We start from the raw sequence: 19,010 nt of genomic DNA, 5'->3' as shown, positions 1-19,010 counted from the left end.
GGTACCGTACGGAGTCGACAGATGAACGCGAGCGAGGTCGCAGAGAGGGCGTATCGGACGGCGAAGAACGAGGTTTTCTCGTCGGTAGCGCGGCGGCTGACCGAGGTTACGAACGTGGTCGAGGGGGAGGCGGCGACGATGTCGGACTACCCGATGTCCCGGCGTCGTCGGCTCTGGCTCTGGCGGCACGGCTTTCAGAGCCGAACCGACGCCTTCTACGACTTCGACGCGCACGATCCGGACCGATATCTCTCGGACTTGCAGGTGCAGCGGACCGCGCTGATCAACGGCCGTTGGAAGGCGGTGTTCGAGAACAAGCTGGTCTTCCACTGGCTGATGGGGGCGTTTCCGTCGCATCGATCGACGGTGTACGGTCTTCTCGCCGACGGGAAGCTCGTCCCGGTCGACGCACCCGCAGCGAGCGGACGGACGGCGGCGTCTGCGCTCTCCGCGCCGATTTCGGGGGGAACAGTGGGTGAAACGGCGAAGACGAGGGTCGAAGCGACGTCGACGGATGCGATGGGCGCGCTGGATGCCACGGAGGCGACGGACGCGTCCGCGTGGTTCGACGACCACCTCGCGCCGGGCGACCGATTCGTCCTCAAGCCGGTTTTCGGCGGCTTCGGGAACGACGTCCACATCTGTTCGAAGACGAACGACGGGTACGTCCTCGACGGCGAGCGGACGACGGCCGCCGAGTTCGACGCGTTCGTCGCCGGGCTCGACGACTACCTCGTCTCCGAGTTCGCGCGGCAGGCGGCGTACGCCGACGCCTTCTACCCGGAGACGCCGAACACGCTCCGAATCATGACGATGTGGGACGTCGACCGGGAGGAGCCGTTCGTCCCCATCGCAACCCAGCGGATCGGAACGTCGAAGTCGGCGCCGCTCGACAACTGGTCGCAGGGCGCCGTCATGTCGGAGATCGACGTCGAAACCGGCGAACTGGGGCCAGCGGCGACGAAACCGGCGTACGGCACCGACTGGCACCCGACGCACCCGGAGACGGGCGCGCAGATCGAAGGCGTGACGATCCCCGGCTGGGAGGAGATCCGCGACGGCATGCTCGAAATCGCCGCGGGATTCGATCGGACGCCGTACGCCGGCTGGGACGTCGTCGTCACCGGCGAGGGGGAGTTTACGATCATCGAGGGGAACAACAAACCGAGCATCCAGGCGATGCAGACGTACCGACCGCTGCTCGCTGATCCGCGCGTTCGACGCTTCTACGAGCACTACGACGTGATCTGAGCCGAAGAACGACCTCGCGCGACGCCGCTCACGGAAGCTGCACGAGCCCCGCACCGACGAAGAGCGCACAGATCCCGAACAGCGCCAGGAAGATGAACGCTAGGTAGTAGTCGTACGCTCCCTTGGGGGTGTAGATCGACGGCGGGTGGAAGTTCATACTCGTAGTACGCCTCCAGAGAGCATAATCTAGTCTCCCAAACAGATATCGGATGCGACAGTCAGTCGTTCTGGCGACGGGCGCGACGGCGCTCGTCGCGGGAGATGAACGGACCGAACGCGGCGGTCCGTTTGGCGATCGTCGCGACGCGGAGCGTGTGGGCCACGAGAACCGCGAGCGGGAGCAGCGAGAACGCGAACGCTCCGCCAGCGAAGGGAGAGGACGACGGACTCGCCGGGACCGAGCGAACGCTTCGCGTTCGCGAGGGTCGGCGAGGCCACGACTGACCGAACGCAGTGAGGGAAGGAAGTGGACTCGCCGGGATTTGAACCCGGGGCCTCTTCCTTGCGAAGGAAGCGATCTGCCGCTGATCTACGAGCCCGCATCTCAACCAAGTCGGCCGCTTTACTTGTAGCTTCTGTTTCGCCGTCGGCCGGTACGAAGCACCCGCGTTCGTCCGGCGATCAGCCCGAGCAACAGTCCCGTGAAGTGCGCAACGAGCGCCACCCCGGGGGCGCTCGTCGACAGCGTGACGACGACGGCCACGAGGCCGAAGGCGAGAAGCTGCGCCCGCCGGCTCAGGTTCAGCCGGTCGAGGAGGGATCCGGACACCGGGTTGCCGCCGAGGAGGTAGCCGAGCAGGGCGAAGATCGCGCCGCTCGCGCCGAGGACGCCGACGGGACGGGCGACGACGAGACCGGCGACGACGACCTCCGCGACGGCGGCGAGCGCCCCCGTCGCGAGGAAGAACGCGTGAAACCGAAGGCGCGTCGTCCCGCGTTCGACCGGCAGCCCGAGCAGCACGAGCGCGACCGCGTTCGCGACGAGGTGCGTCACCCCCGCGTGTGCGTAGACGCTCAGCGCGAGCGCGGCCAGCCCCTCGTCGATCGGCGCGCGAAAGACGAACAGCCCGCCGAGTCCGAGGAGGCCGGCGACCGCTTGCAGGACGAACACGACGGCGAAGGCGACGAGCGTGTCGATCGTCGGCCTTCCAGCGAGGCCGCGATCGGCCGACCGACGCGAGGGACGGGACGGTTTCGCCATTGCGATACGTCGGCGCTTCGGAACCAAAAGCTGCGCTGTCCGTCCCGGCGAAGAGAAGATACAGAACGGCGGCGCAAACGCCTTAGCGCCGTGGTTCGGGTTCGAGATCGGGATCGTCGAAGATCCGGCCCTCGACTCAGTCCTCGAGGACGATCTCGATGCTGACGTCGTTGGGCACCTGAATGCGCATGAGCTGGCGCAGCGCGCGTTCGTCGGCGTCGATGTCGATGAGACGCTTGTGGACGCGCATCTCCCAGTGTTCCCAGGTCGCCGTGCCCTCGCCGTCCGGGGACTTCCGCGTCGGGACCTCGAGCGTCTTCGTCGGCAGCGGGATCGGCCCGCTGAGGTTGACGCCCGTCTTGTTCGCGATCTCGCGGACGTCGTCGCAGATGTCGTCGAGGTCCTTCGGCCTCGTGCCGGCGAGCCGAACGCGTGCTTGCTGCATTTATCGCTCGTTGACCTCGAGCACCTTGCCGGCGGCGATGGTCTGGCCCATGTCGCGGATGGCGAACGAGCCGAGCTCGGGGATCTCGCCGGACGGCTCGATGCTCAGCGGCTTCTGCGGTCGGACGGTGACGATGGCGGCGTCGCCGGACTTGATGAAGTCCGGGTTCTCCTCCGCGACCTCGCCCGTCTTCGGGTCCAGCTTCTGGTCGATCTGCTCGACCGTGCAGGCGACCTGCGCCGTGTGCGCGTGGAAGACCGGCGTGTAGCCGGCGGTGATGACAGAGGGGTGCTGCATGACGACGATCTGCGCCTTGAACGTCTCGGCGACCTTCGGCGGGTCGTCGGCCGGGCCGCACACGTCGCCGCGGCGGATGTCGTCCTTGCCGACGCCGCGGACGTTGAACCCGACGTTGTCGCCGGGGCCGGCCTGCGGCACCTCCTCGTGGTGCATCTCGACCGTCTTGACCTCGCCGGAGACGTCCGAGGGCTGGAACGAGACGTTCATGCCGGGTTCGAGCGTCCCGGTCTCGACGCGGCCGACGGGGACGGTGCCGATGCCGGAGATGGTGTAGACGTCCTGGATCGGCAGCCGCAGCGGCGCGTCCGTCGGCGGCTCGACCTCGGGGAGGTCGTTGAGCGCGTCGAGGAGCGTCGGGCCGTCGTACCAGGAGGTGTTGTCCGAGCGGTCGGCGATGTTGTCGCCCTCGAACGCCGAGATCGGCACGAACGTCGCGTCGTCGGCCTTGAAGCGAACCTGCTGGAGCAGCTTCTGGACCTGCTCCTTGACGTCGTCGTACTTGCTCTGGTCGTAGTCGACGACGTCCATCTTGTTGACCGCGATGATCAGTTCGTTGATGCCGAGGGTGCGGGCGAGAAAGACGTGCTCGCGGGTCTGGGGAGCGACGCCGTCGTCCGCGGCGACCACGAGGACGGCGTTGTCGGCCTGCGACGCGCCCGTGATCATGTTCTTCACGAAGTCACGGTGGCCCGGACAGTCGACGATGGTGAAGTAGTACTCGTCGGTGTCGAACTCCTGGTGGGCGATGTCGATGGTGACGCCGCGCTCGCGCTCCTCGGCGAGGTTGTCCATCACGTAGGCGAACTCGAAGCCGCCCTTGCCCTTCTCTTCGGCTTCCTCGCGGTACTGCTCGATTACGTGCTCGGGGACCGACCCCGTCTCGAAGAGGAGTCGGCCCACGAGCGTGCTCTTGCCGTGGTCGACGTGGCCGATGATGGCCAGGTTCTGGTGCGGTTTGTCTTCGCTCATGGTAAGTTCACGCGCTAAGGCGCTCTGTGGGACTTCTTTCGAACGATTCCCCTAAAACCATTTCGATACGCGGTATGGGTCAACTCGACGCCGTCTTGCGGTTTGTGGGATCGACTGTCATGGTCCGGAGGAGCACGGTCGGCGTCGCCGGCGACGGGTCGAAACTACTGCTCCGACGGCGACACGTCGGTCGGTCGGGTCCGGTATCCGTCGAGCATGGACTCCACGTACTTCGCGACCACGTCGACCTCGACGTGGACCGGATCGCCGACCGTCTTCTCCGACAGCGTCGTCAGGTCGCGCGTCGTCGGGATGATCGCCGCGGCGAACGTCTCGTCGGCCCGCTCGGCGACCGTGAGGCTGATTCCGTCGAGCGCGACCGAGCCCTTGTCGACGATGTACCGACCGTACGCGGCCGGGACTTCGAACTCGTACCGCCAGTCGTCGCCGACCCGTTCGATCCCCGTCACGGTCGTCGTCGTGTCGACGTGCCCCTGCACGAGGTGGCCGTCGAACCGTCCGTCCGCGGGCAGGGCGCGCTCGACGTTGACGGCGTCGCCCTTCCCGACGGCTCCGAGGTAGGTCTTCTCGACGGTTTCGGCCGCGAGGAACACCTCGAACCAGCGGGCTTCGTCAGCTTCGTCGGTCGGAGGGGGTCCAGCCGTCTCGCCGTCGAACGCCTCGACCGTGAGACACACGCCGCTGACGCAGATCGATTGCCCGTGGTGCAGATCGTCCAGCCCGGACGCGCTGATCCGGAGGCGACGGCCGCCCTCCGCGTCCGCGACGCCGACGACCTCCCCGGTCCCTTCGACGATGCCGGTGAACATACCCGACGTTCGAACGGGCGGGTCGAAAGGGTTCCGCTGTCGCGGCGGATCGAAGGATATCCCCGAGTCGGAAGGGGTATCAGCGACGCCGGAGTACCGGACGGCGATGAGGGCGAACCTTGGGATCCTCGAGATGATCGGGCTCGGCGCGGCGCTGATCTTCGCGATCCCGGTCGGCGTCTACGGGCTCACCGCGCTGCTCGACGGGCGGGCGCTCCTCGGCGGGACGCTCGTCGCGGTCGCGGTGCTGATGGTGCTCCTCCCGTCGCGGCTGACGACGCCGAGCGACCTGCCGACGAAGCTCGCCGGGGCCGCGATCGGAAAGGCCGTGAAAGATCCCGACGACGCAGAACGATCCGAGGCGGGAAACCGGAAGTGAGGGGACAGGAGGGAGGTCGAGAGCGGACGCGATCGACGGGGTACCGACGCGATCGGTCACGACGACCGAGAGCACGGAACGATCGACCGGGAGCGCTCGCCGAGGAGTTCGAACCCGTCGTCGGTGACGACCGCGAGGTCTGCGAGCGCGACCGTCCCCTCGCCTGAATCGCCGATCGTGGGGGTGACGGCGAGAACCGCGCCGGCTTCGATCGGCGTCTCGTCCGCGAGCGCCGGGGGCTCGCGGCGGGCCAACCCGACGCCGTGTCCCGCGTCGCCGACGACGACCGAGGTCGGCCCGCCGACGTCGAATCCGTACGCGGCGACCTCCGCGAGCACCTCCTCGCGCACGTCGCACGCCGGCGCGCCGGCTTCGAGGGCGGCGAGTCCCGCGTTCAGCGCGGCCTCGGCGGCGACGTGCGCCCGCCGCTCCCAGCCGCCGTCGCCGGCGACGACGAACGTCCGCGCGAGAAAGCCGTGGTAACCGCGCGGCCCGCGGGGCGCGAGGCGGACGGTCACCGTCTCGCCCGGCCGGAGTTCGACGGCGTCCGGCGGCCGTTCGACTGCGGCCGGCGTCCGCTCGACGGCGGCTGGCGGGCCGCCGTCCCCCCGGGGTCCGACGGAGACGACGGTGTTTCCCGCGCCGCCCGCGCCGTGCGCGGCGAGCACCGCGTTCGCCCGCCGGCGCAACCGTTCCGTCGAGAGCGGTCCGCCGTCCCAGACGAGCGCGCCGTCCCGCGGCGTCGACGCCGCGAGCGTCTCCTCCGCCCGCGCCATCGCCCGGATCGCGACGCGCTGGACGCGGCGGATTCGGTCGCGCTCGGCGTCCGTCTTCGTCGTCCGGGCGGCGGCGAGCGCCGAGGTCGAGGCGACGTCGTACCCCGCGCGTTCGAGGTAGACGGCCGCGTCGTGGGGAATACGTCGGGGAACGAGCACCGTTCCTCCCGGCGGACGGCCGAGCGCCTCCGACAGGATCTCCGCCGCCCGTCTTCCCGCCGGCGCGTCGGCGTCGTGTGCTCGGACGGAACCGCCGACGACGCGTTCCGCCTCGACGCGCGCACGCGCCGGGACCGACACGACGCGTCGGCCGTCGGCGAAGACGACCGCACACTCGCCGTCGAATCCCGAGAGGCTGGTCAGATAGCGGACGTCGGCGTCGAACCGGTCGCCGACGTGGACGAACGCGGTCGCACCGCGCGCCGCGAGTTCGTCGGCGAGCGCGTCGTAGCCGGGCGGGAGATCGGCGGAGCGCTCGTCGGTCACGGCTCCGGCGCGGGCGGCTCCTGCGCCTCGGCGAGCATGTCCTCCGCCGGCGTGTCGCGGAGTTCGTTGTGGAGGAGGACGCTGATCGGGAGCGTCGGCGCGCCGTCGACGAGGTTTTCGAGGAGCACGAGCCGTTCTCGCGCGCGACTCATCCCGACGTAGAAGACGCGGCGCTCGTTGTCGGTCAGGACCGGAACCGGGTCGGTCGCCTTCGTGAACTCCTCCACGCCGTCGACGTCACCCTGATCCTCGACGGTCGCGGCCATCTGTTCGACGACCTTCTCCGTGAGGTCGGTCGCCACGAAGACGTGGTCGGCCTCGCGGCCCTTCGCGCTGTGGATGGTGCCGACGCGGACCCGGTTCGGATCCATCCCGCGGTATTCGCCCGCGAAGTACGCCGCGATGGTCTTCCGCTGAAAACTCGTCACCTTCCGGACCATGTCGCTCGCGGACGCGGCGTCGGGCATGAACGGCACGAGGTTCCGGATCTCGTCCGCCGACACCTCGATCGCCGCGAGGTCGTCGGCGTCTGCCGCCTCCTCGTAATCGTCGACGAGGGTGAACAGGTCGTCGCGGTCGTTCGTCCCGAAGGCCGACTCCTGGAGCATGTCGGCGAGACGGCGCGCCTGCAGCGCCGTGATGGGGTCGTCCTCGGCGAGCGCCTCGACCGCCCGGACGTACTGGACGAGCCGGTCCGTCCACATCCGCTGGTCGGTGAGGACCTTGAACGGGACGCCCTCGCCGATGAACTCGTCGATGAACTGGAACATCTGGTAGCGCGCCCGGAACAGCAGCATGATGCTTCCCTCGTCCTGCTGGATCGTGTACCGGACGTTGCGGACGAGGTTGAGCATCGACGGGCTCTCGACCGTCTCGACCGTACCGCCCTCCTTCCGGGGTTTCAGGTCCTTCTCCTGGCGCTTCGAGATGTGTCTGATCTCCCGGTTGACGACGTTCAGGATGCGGGAGGGGAGCCGGTAGGAGTTCGGAAGGACGATGTCCTCGTCGCGGTCGGCGTCGAGGAGCAGGTTCGGATCGGCACCCTGCCAGGCGTAGACGACCTGGTCGTCGTCGCCGGCGATGAGAACCCCGGTCATGTGGGGCTTCCACTCCTCGTACACCTCGTACTGGAGGGAGGTGATGTCCTGAAACTCGTCGATGACGAGGTAGTCCACGTTCGGGAGCAGCGAGCGCTGCTTGACGCGTTCGAGCATGTCCGCGAAGCCGACGAGACCGTTGTCGCCCTTGTAGGCGCGCCACGCCCGGATCGACTCGGGCACGTCCACGCGGTCGTCGTCGCTCGGCCACGTCGGGGTGTACTTGTTCCCCTCCTGGGCGTTCGGGTCGATCTCGGGCGGGAGGCGGACCTTCTCGACGTTCCACTGGAAGGGGACGTCGTGCCAGTCTTTGACCTCCCGCCGGGTGCGCTGGAGCCACTGGCTCGTGGCGATGATCTTGTTCCCGATCGTCGTCGAGCGCGCCGTCCGGCGGCCCGCACCCCCGTACTCGTCCTCGTACTCGATGCCGTACTCCTCGCAAAACTCCTTTTTGTCCTTCTCGCTCACGACGTCGCCGCGCGAGAGATTCAAGAGCTCGTACGCCTTCGCGTGCATCGTGCAGACGTTTCCCTGAAGCGATCGCGGCGACACGTCGAGTCGTTCGGCGAGGCGTTCTCTGACTTCCGCGGCGGCGGCGCGGGTGTAGGAGACGACGAGCACGTCACCGATTTCGACGTCGTCGCGCTCGAGGATCTCCTCGACGCGATCGAGCAGGGCGGTCGTCTTCCCACTGCCCGGCCCGCCGAACAGGCGGGTGATGTGGGCGTCGGATTCGGTCATTGTCCCCGTTCACGATCCGACCCTTTATAAACGGCGTGGCTTCTGACCGCCCGTGGGCCCCGCCGTGAGAGGAAAACAACCGCCGGGAACCAACGTTCGAAGCGCACGGGAGACGACCGCCGTGAGGTCACGACCGGCGCGTCGATCGTGCCTCTCTGACGACGGAACCGTCTCGGATCTTGTCCTTACAGCGGGGGCAAACGCGGGGATCGTCGAGGTCGTTCGGCGAGAAGACGCGGACGTAAGTCGCGGTGACGAAGGAGCCGCAGTTCTGACATTCAGGCATATTTCCCCGGAGGTAACTCCGGAAATAATAGGATATAATTCTATCGGAACGGGAGTCGACGGGGGTTAGCCGTCGGGCCCCCACCCGCAGACCGAGCACTCCGTCGCCGACCGGTCGTGGAGACCGCCGCACTCGGGACACTGTTTTTTGTTATAGGAGCGATCCCAGCGTACCGGCTCCGTCGGGTGTCCGCGTTCTGAGAGGAACTGGTCGAACAGTTCGTCGTGGTCGCTCGGTGCTGAGGCCATACGTGTCGTGCTATGTCATCACAGTACTTAGGAGTACTGGGTGTGACACATATTGGCACAATACGCGGCGGCGCGAAATCCGGTTCGACGGGGGACGATCGGCGGCGACTACGCCGAGTCGAGGTCGTAGAGGTCGCCGTACTTCTCGGTGACGTACTCGACGAAGTAGTCCGCCGTGAAGTCCTCGCCGGTCGCCTGCCTCACGAGGCCGTTCGTCTCGTATCGCCGGCCGTGGCTGTGGACGTGCTCGACCAGCCACTCGCGGAGGGGATCGAAGTCGCCCTCGCAGATCGACCCGTCGAGGTCCGCGAGATCGTCCGCCGCGGCGGCGAAAAGCTGGGCCGCCATGATGCTGCCGAGCGAGTACGTCGGGAAGTACCCGAAGTTGCCGTGGCTCCAGTGGATGTCCTGCAAGCACCCCTCGGAGTCGGTTTCCGGTCGAATGCCGAGGTACTCCTCGTAGGCGTCGTTCCACGCCTCGGGTACGTCCTCCACGTCGAGGTCGCCCGAGACGAGCGCCCGTTCGATCTCGAAGCGAACGAGGATGTGCAGGTGGTACGTGAGTTCGTCCGCCTCGACGCGGATCAGGTTGTCCTCGTACACCTGGTTCGCGGCCTCGTACGCCTCCTCGACGGTCACGTCCTCGCTTCCCGGGAAACGCGACTTGAACGTCGGGAGGAAGAGCTCCCAGAACGCCCGCGATCTGCCGACGTGGTTCTCCCAGAGCCGCGACTGCGACTCGTGGACCGAGAGGTCGCGCGACTGTCCGAGCGGCGTGCCGTAGTGCTCGTCCGGGAGGCCGAGCGTGTAGGTCGCGTGGCCGAACTCGTGGATGGTGGAGAACACCGCGCCGAGCGGGTCGGACTCGTCGAAGCGCGTCGTCACGCGGGCGTCGAACTGCGTCCCGGTCGAGAAGGGATGCGGCGCGACGTCGAGGCGACCGCGCTCCCACGGATAGCCGAGCGCGTCCAGCGCGTCGCGGCAGAGGTCCATCTGCTCGTCCTCGTCGAACGTTCCGTCGAAGGCGTCGGTCGCGAGATCCGTCTCCGAGTCGCGGATCTCCGCGATCATCGGCACGAGCGTCTCGCGGACCTCCTCCAGAATCTCCTCGGCCTGGTCGAGCGGGAGGTACGGCTCGAAGTCGGCGAACAGCACCTCGTAGGGATCGGCGTCGGGGTCGACGTGCTCGGCGTACTCGCGCTTCAGCTCGACGTGCGTTTCGAGGTAGGGCGCGAACGTCGAGAAGTCGTTCTCGGCTTTCGCTTCCTTCCACGCGGGCAGCGCCTCGGAGGAGGTCTCCGAAATCTGCTGGACGAGGTCGGTCGGGACGCGGGCGGCGCGCTCGTACTCGCGGCGCACCTCGCGGACGACCGCCGCCTGCTCGTCCGCGAGTTCCTCGCCGTCGAGTTCGTCGAGCAGGTCGCCGATGCCGTCCTCGACGAGCAGTTCGTGGCTGATAGCCGAGAGCGTCGACAGCTGCTGGGAGCGCGCGGGCGTCCCCTCGTCGGGCATCATCACCTGCTGGTCCCACCCGAGGACGCCGGCGGCGTTCTGGACGTTGGTGATTCGCTGGATCTTCTCGATCAGACGGCCGTAGGCGTCCGGGACCGCCTCCGAACTCGCTTCGGTTGCCATACGCTGCCAGTGCGCGGGCGTCCGTTATCAAATCGGTGCTTCCGGAACTCGGGGTCGGCGTCAGTTTCGAGGTGCGTCGGTCGGGTCGTCGCGGAGATCGACGAGAGGGCGCTTCGACGATCGCCCGGAGATACGACACTCCGTGTGGATATTCAGGCGGAAGAGATATTCTCTCTGACGACCTGTACTAGGCGTGAGTTACGGGACCGAGTTTGGACAGGTGAGCCGAGCGGAAAGCGAAAGCGGCGTCAACCGCCGAAGCGTCGTGCGCGGCGTCGGTACTGCCCTCGCTGGTGCCGCGCTCCTTCCGACGCTCGTCGGCCGGGCCGCGGCGACCGAGTGCTGTCGCGTCTGCTGGGTCGACGTCAAACCGGACAGCTGTCCGAACGCGATCAATCCCGCGAGCAGGGGGGTCGTGAGCGTCGCCGCCGGCTGGCCGCGGTTCGTAGCCGGGTCGGTCAAACTCTATCCGGTTAAGGGGGAATACGGCGCCGCGTTCGACGGGTGTCAAGACTACCGAGATCCGGCGTACGACCGTGACTGTCGGAAGATCAGGGAGTTGCTGGAGACGTCGGACGGCCGATACGCCGAGCCCGTCCGCCAAGCCGTCGAGGACGTGAACGAGAGCGGCACGGACGACACCGTGTTCAAATTCCGCGTCCGCGACCTCGAACTCGAACCGGACGACGCGTACCTGGTCCTCGTCGGCACGTCCACCCGCGACGGGTGCACGGTCGTCGGCGTCGACAGCGTTCGCGTGGTCGGCGGCGGCCGACGCTGACGGCGCGTCCGGCCTCTGATCCCGCGCGGTAGCCGGGCGACGCGGAATAAGTCGCCCGGACCGGCGGCCGCTACGCGCGCTCCGCGATCGTTTTGTAGATCCGGTAGCACCGGTCGAGCACGTCGAGGCCCACGCTCTCGGTCTTCGTGTGCGCCTCGCCCGGCTCCGACGCCCCGCACACGACGCAGGTCGTGCCCGCCCCCGCGAGCCACCCGGCGTCGGTCGCGTGCGGCTTCGTCACGAGCTTCGGATCGCCCTCCTGCGCGTCGCGCGCGGCGGCGAGCGTCGTCTCGGCGAACGCCTCGTCGTCGCAGGCCATCGGCGGGAGGTCCTGATCGACCGTCCACGAGACGCCCGCGACCTCCTCGACGCGCTCCAGCGGGGCGCGCTCGCCGGGAACCGTCCGCTCGTCGACTGTCACGGTGCACGTCTCCGGGATGACGTTCCACGCGGCTCCGCCGTCGATCTCGGTGACCGCGACGCTCCCGCGGACGCGCTCGCCGAGCACGTCGACGGTCGGAAACGTCAGTTCGCGGACGACGTCGACCGCGTCGCACGCCCGATAGACGGCGTTCTCGCCCGCTTCGGGTTCGCTCGCGTGCGCGGCCTCGCCGACGGCGGTGATCGTGCTCCCGCGCCGGCCCTTGTGGGCGACCACCACGTCGGTCACCCCCTCGGCGGAGTAGTTCGTCGAGCCTTCGGCGACGACGGCGTAGTCGGGCGCGAATCCCCCCTTGATCGCCGCTCGCGCGCCCACGCCGCCGGTCTCCTCGCCGACGAAGCTGGCGAAGATGAGTTCGCAGTCGGGGGCCGCGTCCCGGAAGGCGACCATCGCGGCCGCGACCGCGCCCTTCATGTCCGCCGACCCGCGGCCGTACAGCCGACCGTCGCGCTCCTCGACGACGTACTCGCCGTTCTCCACCTGCTCGGCGGCCGGCGGGACGACGTCGTGGTGGCCGACGAGCGCGAGCGAAACGTCGCCGGAGCCTTTGCGAGCGACGACGTTGCCGGCGGCGTCGCGGACGACGTCGGCGTCCGCGTGCTCGCGGAGCCATCCTTCGATCGCGTCGCCCGCGGCGGTTTCGTCCGCGTGGCTGGGTATCGAAACGAGTCGCGCCGCGAGTTCCCGAACGTCCTTCATGCGTCGATCACTGAGGCCGCACACATTATAGTAGCGTCTGCAACCGTACGCACGTCCGACCGACCTTGTGTCTGCGTGCACACGGACTAACCCGCTGCGTCCCCCACGTTCCCCCGGAGGAACGAACGATGACGGACGATCGAAACGAGAACGCGGGGAACGACGGGGACGACGACCAGTACGGCGGCGACGAGGGCGACGTCGACGCGGTCGAACAGACGCGACGCCGGGAGGGGGACGAAGAGGAGGAAGCGGAGAATAAAGAAGAAGAGGAGGAGGAAGAAGAAGAGGACGGAGAGAAGGAAGGGGAAAAACGGGTCGACGAGGAGGAAGTCGACGAAGAAGAGTGGCTGGAGGCGGAAGAGGGCTCGCCGGACGACGCCGAGGGGGGCTGATACGGACGGTCGTCGTCTCTCGTCGGTGATCGCCGACCTGTACGGTCGATCACCGCGGTGAACAGTTGCGACCGCCTTTGTGAGGGACGATAAACCGACGAGGCGGGCAGATCGGGCGAACGACCCGTCGACGGGCAGAACGCGACGCGAACCGCGGATCGCCGTACAGGCCGTTATATACTCTTATCAGGCTCCGCTACGCAGTACACGTATGAATATAGTGCCGGACACGAGCGCGATCATCGACGGTCGCGTGTCCGAGCGGATCGAGTCGGGGGCGTACGACGGCGCGACCGTCTTCGTCCCGGAGGCGGTCGTCGGCGAACTCGAATCGCAGGCGAACGCCGGGCGCGACAGCGGCTGGGAGGGGCTCGAGGAGCTGCAGCGACTCGCGGGGTTCGCCGACGACGGCGGAGTGACGGTCGAGTACGTCGGCCGCCGCCCGAGCGCCGACGAGCAGGACGCCGCCCACGAGGGCGACGTCGACGCCCTCATTCGGGATCTCGCGGCCGAGCGCGACGCGACGCTCCTGACGAGCGACGTCGTCCAGTCGGAGGTGGCGAAGGCGAAGGGTCTCCCGGTCGAGTACGTGGAGCCGCGCGGCCGCGACGTCGAGCACCTCGCGATCGAGGAGTTCTTCGACGAGACGACGATGAGCGTTCACCTGAAGGTGGGGACGCAGCCGAAGGCCAAGCGTGGCGAGATCGGCGACATGCACTACCAGCGCATCCGCGACGAGGTCACCACCGAGGAACAGCTGCGCGCGTGGGCGCACGACGTGGAGGAGAGCGCCCGCGCCAGCCCCGAGGGGTTCATCGAACTCGAAGAGCCCGGGATGACCATCGTCCAGTTCCACGACTTCCGGATCGCGGTCGCCCGCCCGCCGTTCGCGGACGCCCTCGAAATCACGGCGGTCCGCCCGATCGTCAAGACGGACCTCGAAGACTACGAGTTCGCGGACGAACTCAAGGATCGGCTCGCGGAGCGACAGCGGGGCGTGCTCATCTCGGGCGCGCCCGGCGCCGGGAAGTCGACGTTCGCGCAGGCGGTCGCGGAGTTCCTGAACGACAACGACTACGCGGTGAAGACGATGGAAAAGCCACGGGACCTGCAGGTCGGCCCCGAGGTGACCCAGTACACCGCCCTCGGCGGGCGGATGGAGAAGACGGCCGACTCGCTGCTCCTCGTGCGCCCCGACTACACCATCTACGACGAGGTGCGCAAGACGGAGGACTTCGGCGTCTTCTCCGACATGCGCCTCGCCGGGGTCGGCATGGTCGGCGTCGTCCACGCCACCCGCGCCATCGACGCGCTCCAGCGGCTCGTCGGCCGCGTCGAACTCGGGATGATCCCCCAGATCGTCGACACCGTCGTGTACATCGACGCGGGGCAGGTCCACACGGTGTACGACGTGACGACCGAGGTGAAGGTGCCCGAGGGGCTCACCGCCGAGGATCTCGCGCGCCCGGTCATCCAGGTCCGCGACTTCGAGACCGGCCGGCCGGCGTACGAGATCTATTCGTTCAACCGGCAGGTCGTCACGGTGCCGCTCGGCGAGGAGGACGGCGACGAGACCGGCGTCAACCGCATCGCGCGCCAGGAGATCGAGCGGGAGATCCGCTCCGTCGCCCGCGGCCACGTCGACGTCCAGTTGCAGGGGGGGAACAAGGCGGTCGTGTACGTCGAGGAGGACGACATCTCCTACGTCATCGGCAAGGGCGGCGGGCGGATCAGCGACATCGAGGACCGCCTCGGCATCGACATCGACGTGCGGACCCACGAGGACAAGCCGAGTTTCGGACGCGACGGCGACGGTGGCGGCGGCTCGTACGCCGGCGCGGCGGTCGGCGAGCCCGAGGGCGAGGTGGTCACGCCCGAGATCACGTCCAGACACGTCGTCATCAGGATGGACGAACACGTGGGTGAGACCGTCGAGGTCCGCGCCGGCGACGACTACCTCTTCACGGCGACCGTCGGCCGCGGCGGCGACATTCAGGTGTCGCGTGGCAGCGCCATCGCCGACGAACTGGAGAACGCGATCGACCGAAAGCGGCGGATCACCGTGGTGCCGGCCTGACGCGGTCCTCACGGCTACCGCCGTCGACTTCGAAGCGCTGAACGTTCCGGTCGAGGCCTACTGATCTCGGAGCGTCGTCGATCGCCTCACAAAAATCGCGGTGCGGTGCCCGGATGTGCCACGTTCGACCGCACGTCCTTAGCGATTCGTACCCGGCGAGTCTACGACACGCAGGAAAGAGCTATTCGGCGCAGCACGCCTCGGTGCCACCGTCGACTTTCGCGCCGAGTTCGTTCAACTGGTAGAGGTTCTGGCGCGCGTCGGCGAAATACACGTCTTCGTCGACGACCCCGATGCCCTCCAGCCGTTCGAGGGCGTAGCGAACCGTCCGTGCCGACAGCATCGATTCCTCGACAATCCCCTTCTGGGTGAGCGGCCCGTTGTATTCGAGTACCTTGAACACCAGCTTCGCGCTCGGAGGGAGATCGTCGAGGCTCTCTTTGTCTGTTCCAGCCATCGTTACGATTCGAAACGCGCCAGCGTCATAAAGATTGGTAAGCGCCGACGCCGGACGCTGACGCGCGTCCAGAACCGACGCGCGAAATCCGACAGAAACGAGGCCGACGGCGCGGGCGGCGGCGATCGAACTGGACGATCCGCGGGGCTCGCCGCACGGATTTCGGCCCAATCGAACGCCTTTTGACGCCGGATGGCGCACCTTCGACCATGGCTACGCAAACGGCGACCGGTCTCTCCGATCACATGCGGGGGGTGACGGTCACGACGCTCGCCTGCCTCGCGGGGGTGACGGCGGGCGTCCTGTCGGGGTACCTCTTCGGCACGACGGCGGCGGCGGCTCAGAACGTGCAGTCGGTGTTCGTGGTGGCCGCGTTCGTGCTCGCGCAGTTCCCGCTGCTTCGACTGCTCGGCGTGGACGTCGAGGACTTCGGTCCGAAGGACTACATCTACGTCGTCTTCATGACGTTCACGCTCTGGTTCATCACGTTCGCGATCCTCCTGTCCGCCGGCGTCGCGTTCTGATCATGGCGGAGGACAGCATCGCCGTCGTCGACCTCGACCGGTGTCAACCCGACCGGTGCAACTACGAGTGCAGCAACTACTGCCCGCCGAACCGCACCGGCAAGGAGTGCATCACGCTCCGCGGGGAGGACGCGGAGGAGGGCGACCCCGATCAGATCCGCATCAGCGAGGAGATCTGTCTCGGCGAGACGTGCGGCATCTGCGTCGAGAAGTGCCCGTTCGACGCCATCGAGATCATCAACCTGCCGCAGGAGCTCACCGAGGATCCGACCCACCGCTACGGCGAGAACGCCTTCGCCCTCTACGGGCTTCCGGTCCCCGAGGGCGGCAAGGTGACGGGCATCCTCGGGCCGAACGGCATCGGGAAGTCCACGGCGGTTCGCATCCTCGCCCGCGAGATCACGCCGAACCTCGGCGAGTACGGCGCGGAGCCGGACTGGGACGCCGCGCTCGACCGCTACCGCGGGACGGCGCTGCAGAACTACGTCGAGCGCCTGATGGCGGGCGAGATCACGGTTGCCCGCAAGCCGCAGTACGTGGATCAGATCCCGAAGCGCTTCTCCGGCAACACCCGCGACCTGCTGGAGCGCACCGACGAGCGCGGCGTGCTCTCCGACCTCGTCGCGCGGCTCGAAATCGAGCCGGTGATGGACCAGTCGATCGACTCCGTCTCGGGCGGAGAGCTCCAGCGGGTGGCGCTCGCGGCGACGCTCGCCCGCGACGTCGACTTCTACTTCCTCGACGAGATCACCCCCTACCTCGACATCGGCCAGCGCGTCACCGCGGCGCGGCTGATCCAGGAACTGGCCGAGGACGAGGATCGATCGATGCTCGTCGTCGAACACGACCTCGCGGTGCTCGACCTCCTCGCGGGCTCGCTTCACGTCGCGTACGGCGAGCCGGGGGCGTTCGGCGTCGTCACGCCGCCCAAGTCGGTCCGAAACGGCATCAACGAGTACCTGAAAGGCTACCTGACGAACGAGAACATGCGGATCCGACCGGAGGCGATCACCTTCGAGGAGCACGCGCCCCGCCGGACCGCGAAGGACGACGTGCTCGTCGAGTACCCGGACCTGACGAAGTCCTACGGAGAAGGTGAGTTCTCGCTGACGGTCGAAGGCGGCGCGATCCACCACGGCGAGGTGCTCGGCGTCGTCGGGCCGAACGGGATCGGCAAGTCGACGCTCGCGAAGCTGTTCGCGGGGGCGCTCGAACCCGACGAGGGAGAACTCGACTTCCACCTCGACATCTCCTACAAGCCGCAGTACATCGAGATCGACCAGCCGATGCGCGTCGACGCGTTCCTCTCGTCGATCACCGACGACTTCGGCACGTCCTTTTGGAACACGGAGGTGGCGAACCCCCTCCAGCTCACCCGCATCATGGAGCAGAACCTCACGGACCTCTCCGGCGGCGAGCGCCAGCGCGTCGCCATCGCCGCCTGCCTGTCGAAGGACGCCGACCTCTACCTCCTCGACGAGCCGAGCGCCCACCTCGACGTCGAACAGCGCGTGCAGGCGACGAGCGCCATCCGGCGGTACGCGGAGAATCACGACGCGACGGCGATGGTCATCGACCACGACATCTACATGATCGACCTCCTCGCCGACCGGCTGATGGTGTTCGACGGCGAACCGGCCCGGCGCGGCCACGCGTCGCGGCCGCAGGGGATGCGCGACGGCATGAACGACTTCCTCGCCGACCTCGACATCACGTTCCGGCGCGACGAGCGGACGGGACGGCCGCGCATCAACAAGCCCGGCAGCCGGCTGGACCGCCAGCAGAAAAAGCAGGGCGAGTACTACTACGCGCCCTGAGCGTCGGCGCTTCGACGCCCAGAGATACCGACGCCCCGTCGCCCTCGCAGCCGTTGTACTTATCCGCCAGTCGCGGGTTCGTTCGAGTAGATCGGACGATGGACGAAGGAAAGACGCGTCGCGGTCGGCGGTCGAGCGAACGTTCGGCGACGGCGCGCCGTGGGTGCCGACGATGAGCGGATCGGACGAACGAAGGCGACACGGCACGATCGGCCACTGGTACCTCCTGAGCGGGAGCCGCGCGGTCCTCGCCGCCGTGATCGTGCTCGGCGTCTTCGTGCTCACGCTGACGCTCAGCGAGACCACGCTGATCGACGTTGGGCCGAGCAGCAGGGTCGCGCCGATGCTCCGGAGCGGCGTCCTCGCGGGGCTGCTCACGCTCATCACGGTGGCGCTGTCGCTCAACCAGCTCGTCCTCTCGCGGGTGCTCGGCGCGCCGGCCGAGTTGACGGGGAAGCTGGACGAGAATCTCGAATTTCGCCGACGGGTCGAAGACCTCGCCGGCGAGCCGTCCAGCCCGAACGACCCGGCCGCCTTCCTGGTCCTCATCGCGGAAACGCTCCAAGAGCGCGTCGCGGCGCTCCGGCGCGCCGTCGAGGAGGCGAGCGGCGACGCGGAGGAGTCCGACCTCGCGGCGGAGATCGAGTCGTACGCCGACGATCTCGCCTCGTACGCGGAGCACCTCCGGGAGGCGGAGGGAACCGACAACACCGTCGACACGCTGCTCGTCATCTTCGGATCGGAGTACGCGACGCACATCACCGAGACGAGGCGGCTCGAACGCGCGCACGGCGACCGCCTCGCCGAGGAGGCGCTGGAGGAACTGGACGCGATCCTGGAGCTGCTCAAGGCGGTCGCGACCGTCAGGCAGTTCTTCAAGACGCTCGCCATCCAACAGGACCTCGCCCGGCTGTCGCGCAGGCTCATCTACCTCGGCCTCCTCGCGGTCCTCGCCGCCTACTACCTGACGCTCGTGTACCGCGAGGTTCCCTCGACGACGATCCCGGTGTCGTCGCTCTCGCTCGTGGCCAGCGCCGGAACGGCGATCGTCTTCTCCCCCATCGCCCTCCTGCTTTCGTACCTCCTCCGCGTCGGGACCGTCTCGCTGTACACGGTCTCCGTCGGGACGTTCGTCCCGCCCGAAGAACAGGCGGGCGGGCCGTAGCCTCCGCGG

General features: G+C 67.9%; 20 protein-coding genes and 1 tRNA gene. 8 read left to right on the top strand and 13 right to left on the bottom strand.

Features of this window, described 5'->3' with window-relative positions; translation table 11 throughout:
* Nucleotides 1–21 precede the first annotated feature (21 nt).
* Nucleotides 22–1,251, top strand: coding sequence for a sugar-transfer associated ATP-grasp domain-containing protein (locus C3L37_RS10070; RefSeq protein ID WP_129114475.1), 1,230 nt, complete (start codon nucleotides 22–24; stop codon nucleotides 1,249–1,251).
* Between the two features lie 28 nt (nucleotides 1,252–1,279).
* On the opposite strand, the gene C3L37_RS25305 is transcribed toward C3L37_RS10070, so the two are convergent.
* From C3L37_RS25305 to C3L37_RS10045, 6 genes are all read right to left on the bottom strand, one after another.
* A complete protein-coding gene (locus tag C3L37_RS25305) occupies nucleotides 1,280–1,408 on the bottom strand; it encodes a hypothetical protein (protein WP_267195313.1) in 129 nt (42 codons plus the stop codon).
* 310 nt (nucleotides 1,409–1,718) lie between these two features.
* A tRNA-Ala gene (locus tag C3L37_RS10065) sits at nucleotides 1,719–1,790 on the bottom strand.
* 23 nt (nucleotides 1,791–1,813) lie between these two features.
* Nucleotides 1,814–2,452 carry a rhomboid family intramembrane serine protease gene (locus C3L37_RS10060; protein ID WP_129114474.1) on the bottom strand — a complete coding sequence of 213 codons (639 nt, stop codon included), beginning with the start codon at nucleotides 2,450–2,452 and terminating at the stop codon, nucleotides 1,814–1,816.
* 136 nt (nucleotides 2,453–2,588) lie between these two features.
* Nucleotides 2,589–2,897 (bottom strand): 30S ribosomal protein S10, encoded by a 309-nt coding sequence (gene rpsJ / locus C3L37_RS10055; RefSeq protein ID WP_129114473.1) that lies wholly within the window; start codon nucleotides 2,895–2,897, stop codon nucleotides 2,589–2,591.
* Nucleotides 2,898–4,166, bottom strand: a complete 1,269-nt coding sequence (gene tuf / locus C3L37_RS10050; RefSeq protein WP_129114472.1) for a translation elongation factor EF-1 subunit alpha — start codon at nucleotides 4,164–4,166, stop codon at nucleotides 2,898–2,900.
* A gap of 164 nt (nucleotides 4,167–4,330) precedes the next feature.
* Nucleotides 4,331–4,996, bottom strand: coding sequence for a riboflavin synthase (locus tag C3L37_RS10045; protein ID WP_129114471.1), 666 nt, complete (start codon nucleotides 4,994–4,996; stop codon nucleotides 4,331–4,333).
* Between the two features lie 106 nt (nucleotides 4,997–5,102).
* On the opposite strand from C3L37_RS10045, the gene C3L37_RS10040 reads away from it, so the two are divergent.
* On the top strand, nucleotides 5,103–5,375 hold the full coding sequence (locus C3L37_RS10040) for a DUF7533 family protein (protein ID WP_129114644.1): 273 nt from the start codon (nucleotides 5,103–5,105) through the stop codon (nucleotides 5,373–5,375).
* A 56-nt stretch (nucleotides 5,376–5,431) separates the two neighbouring features.
* Here C3L37_RS10040 and C3L37_RS10035 read toward each other — a convergent pair whose 3' ends face one another.
* The 5 genes from C3L37_RS10035 to C3L37_RS10020 form a co-directional block, all read right to left on the bottom strand.
* A complete protein-coding gene (locus tag C3L37_RS10035; RefSeq protein ID WP_129114470.1) occupies nucleotides 5,432–6,637 on the bottom strand; it encodes a M24 family metallopeptidase in 1,206 nt (401 codons plus the stop codon).
* Nucleotides 6,634–8,475, bottom strand: a complete 1,842-nt coding sequence (locus tag C3L37_RS10030) for a UvrD-helicase domain-containing protein (protein ID WP_129114469.1) — start codon at nucleotides 8,473–8,475, stop codon at nucleotides 6,634–6,636. The genes C3L37_RS10035 and C3L37_RS10030 overlap by 4 nt, the downstream gene beginning before the upstream one ends.
* Before the next feature lie 127 nt (nucleotides 8,476–8,602).
* Nucleotides 8,603–8,761, bottom strand: coding sequence for a DUF7563 family protein (locus C3L37_RS25985; protein WP_449267283.1), 159 nt, complete (start codon nucleotides 8,759–8,761; stop codon nucleotides 8,603–8,605).
* A gap of 65 nt (nucleotides 8,762–8,826) precedes the next feature.
* Nucleotides 8,827–9,009, bottom strand: a complete 183-nt coding sequence (locus C3L37_RS10025) for an HVO_0416 family zinc finger protein (RefSeq protein ID WP_129114468.1) — start codon at nucleotides 9,007–9,009, stop codon at nucleotides 8,827–8,829.
* A 108-nt stretch (nucleotides 9,010–9,117) separates the two neighbouring features.
* Nucleotides 9,118–10,644 (bottom strand): carboxypeptidase M32, encoded by a 1,527-nt coding sequence (locus C3L37_RS10020; protein ID WP_129114467.1) that lies wholly within the window; start codon nucleotides 10,642–10,644, stop codon nucleotides 9,118–9,120.
* 193 nt (nucleotides 10,645–10,837) lie between these two features.
* Here C3L37_RS10020 and C3L37_RS10015 point away from each other — a divergent pair, with 193 nt between their 5' ends.
* Nucleotides 10,838–11,425: a hypothetical protein gene (locus tag C3L37_RS10015; RefSeq protein WP_129114466.1), complete on the top strand. Its 588-nt coding sequence runs from the start codon at nucleotides 10,838–10,840 to the stop codon at nucleotides 11,423–11,425.
* A 70-nt stretch (nucleotides 11,426–11,495) separates the two neighbouring features.
* Here the strand turns inward: C3L37_RS10015 and C3L37_RS10010 are convergent, their stop codons facing one another.
* Nucleotides 11,496–12,566: a M20 family metallopeptidase gene (locus C3L37_RS10010; RefSeq protein ID WP_129114465.1), complete on the bottom strand. Its 1,071-nt coding sequence runs from the start codon at nucleotides 12,564–12,566 to the stop codon at nucleotides 11,496–11,498.
* Between the two features lie 128 nt (nucleotides 12,567–12,694).
* On the opposite strand from C3L37_RS10010, the gene C3L37_RS10005 reads away from it, so the two are divergent.
* Both C3L37_RS10005 and C3L37_RS10000 read left to right on the top strand, forming a co-directional pair.
* Nucleotides 12,695–12,961, top strand: a complete 267-nt coding sequence (locus C3L37_RS10005; RefSeq protein WP_129114464.1) for a hypothetical protein — start codon at nucleotides 12,695–12,697, stop codon at nucleotides 12,959–12,961.
* 211 nt (nucleotides 12,962–13,172) lie between these two features.
* Nucleotides 13,173–15,038 carry a PINc/VapC family ATPase gene (locus tag C3L37_RS10000; protein ID WP_129114463.1) on the top strand — a complete coding sequence of 622 codons (1,866 nt, stop codon included), beginning with the start codon at nucleotides 13,173–13,175 and terminating at the stop codon, nucleotides 15,036–15,038.
* Nucleotides 15,039–15,219: 181 nt separating this feature from the next.
* Here the strand turns inward: C3L37_RS10000 and C3L37_RS09995 are convergent, their stop codons facing one another.
* Nucleotides 15,220–15,495, bottom strand: coding sequence for a MarR family transcriptional regulator (locus C3L37_RS09995; protein ID WP_129114462.1), 276 nt, complete (start codon nucleotides 15,493–15,495; stop codon nucleotides 15,220–15,222).
* Between the two features lie 209 nt (nucleotides 15,496–15,704).
* On the opposite strand from C3L37_RS09995, the gene C3L37_RS09990 reads away from it, so the two are divergent.
* The 3 genes from C3L37_RS09990 to C3L37_RS09980 all read left to right on the top strand — a co-directional run bounded on the left by C3L37_RS09990 (nucleotide 15,705) and on the right by C3L37_RS09980 (nucleotide 19,001).
* A complete protein-coding gene (locus C3L37_RS09990; protein ID WP_129114461.1) occupies nucleotides 15,705–16,019 on the top strand; it encodes an EMC6-like membrane protein in 315 nt (104 codons plus the stop codon).
* A gap of 2 nt (nucleotides 16,020–16,021) precedes the next feature.
* On the top strand, nucleotides 16,022–17,836 hold the full coding sequence (locus tag C3L37_RS09985) for a ribosome biogenesis/translation initiation ATPase RLI (RefSeq protein ID WP_129114460.1): 1,815 nt from the start codon (nucleotides 16,022–16,024) through the stop codon (nucleotides 17,834–17,836).
* A 172-nt stretch (nucleotides 17,837–18,008) separates the two neighbouring features.
* Nucleotides 18,009–19,001: a hypothetical protein gene (locus C3L37_RS09980; protein WP_129114459.1), complete on the top strand. Its 993-nt coding sequence runs from the start codon at nucleotides 18,009–18,011 to the stop codon at nucleotides 18,999–19,001.
* Nucleotides 19,002–19,010 lie beyond the last annotated feature (9 nt).

Source organism: Halegenticoccus tardaugens, from assembly GCF_004116405.1.
Taxonomy (GTDB): Archaea; Halobacteriota; Halobacteria; order Halobacteriales; family Haloferacaceae; genus Halegenticoccus; species Halegenticoccus tardaugens.
Note: the sequence above shows the minus strand (reverse complement) of the source record. Positions and strands in the feature narration are given on the sequence as shown.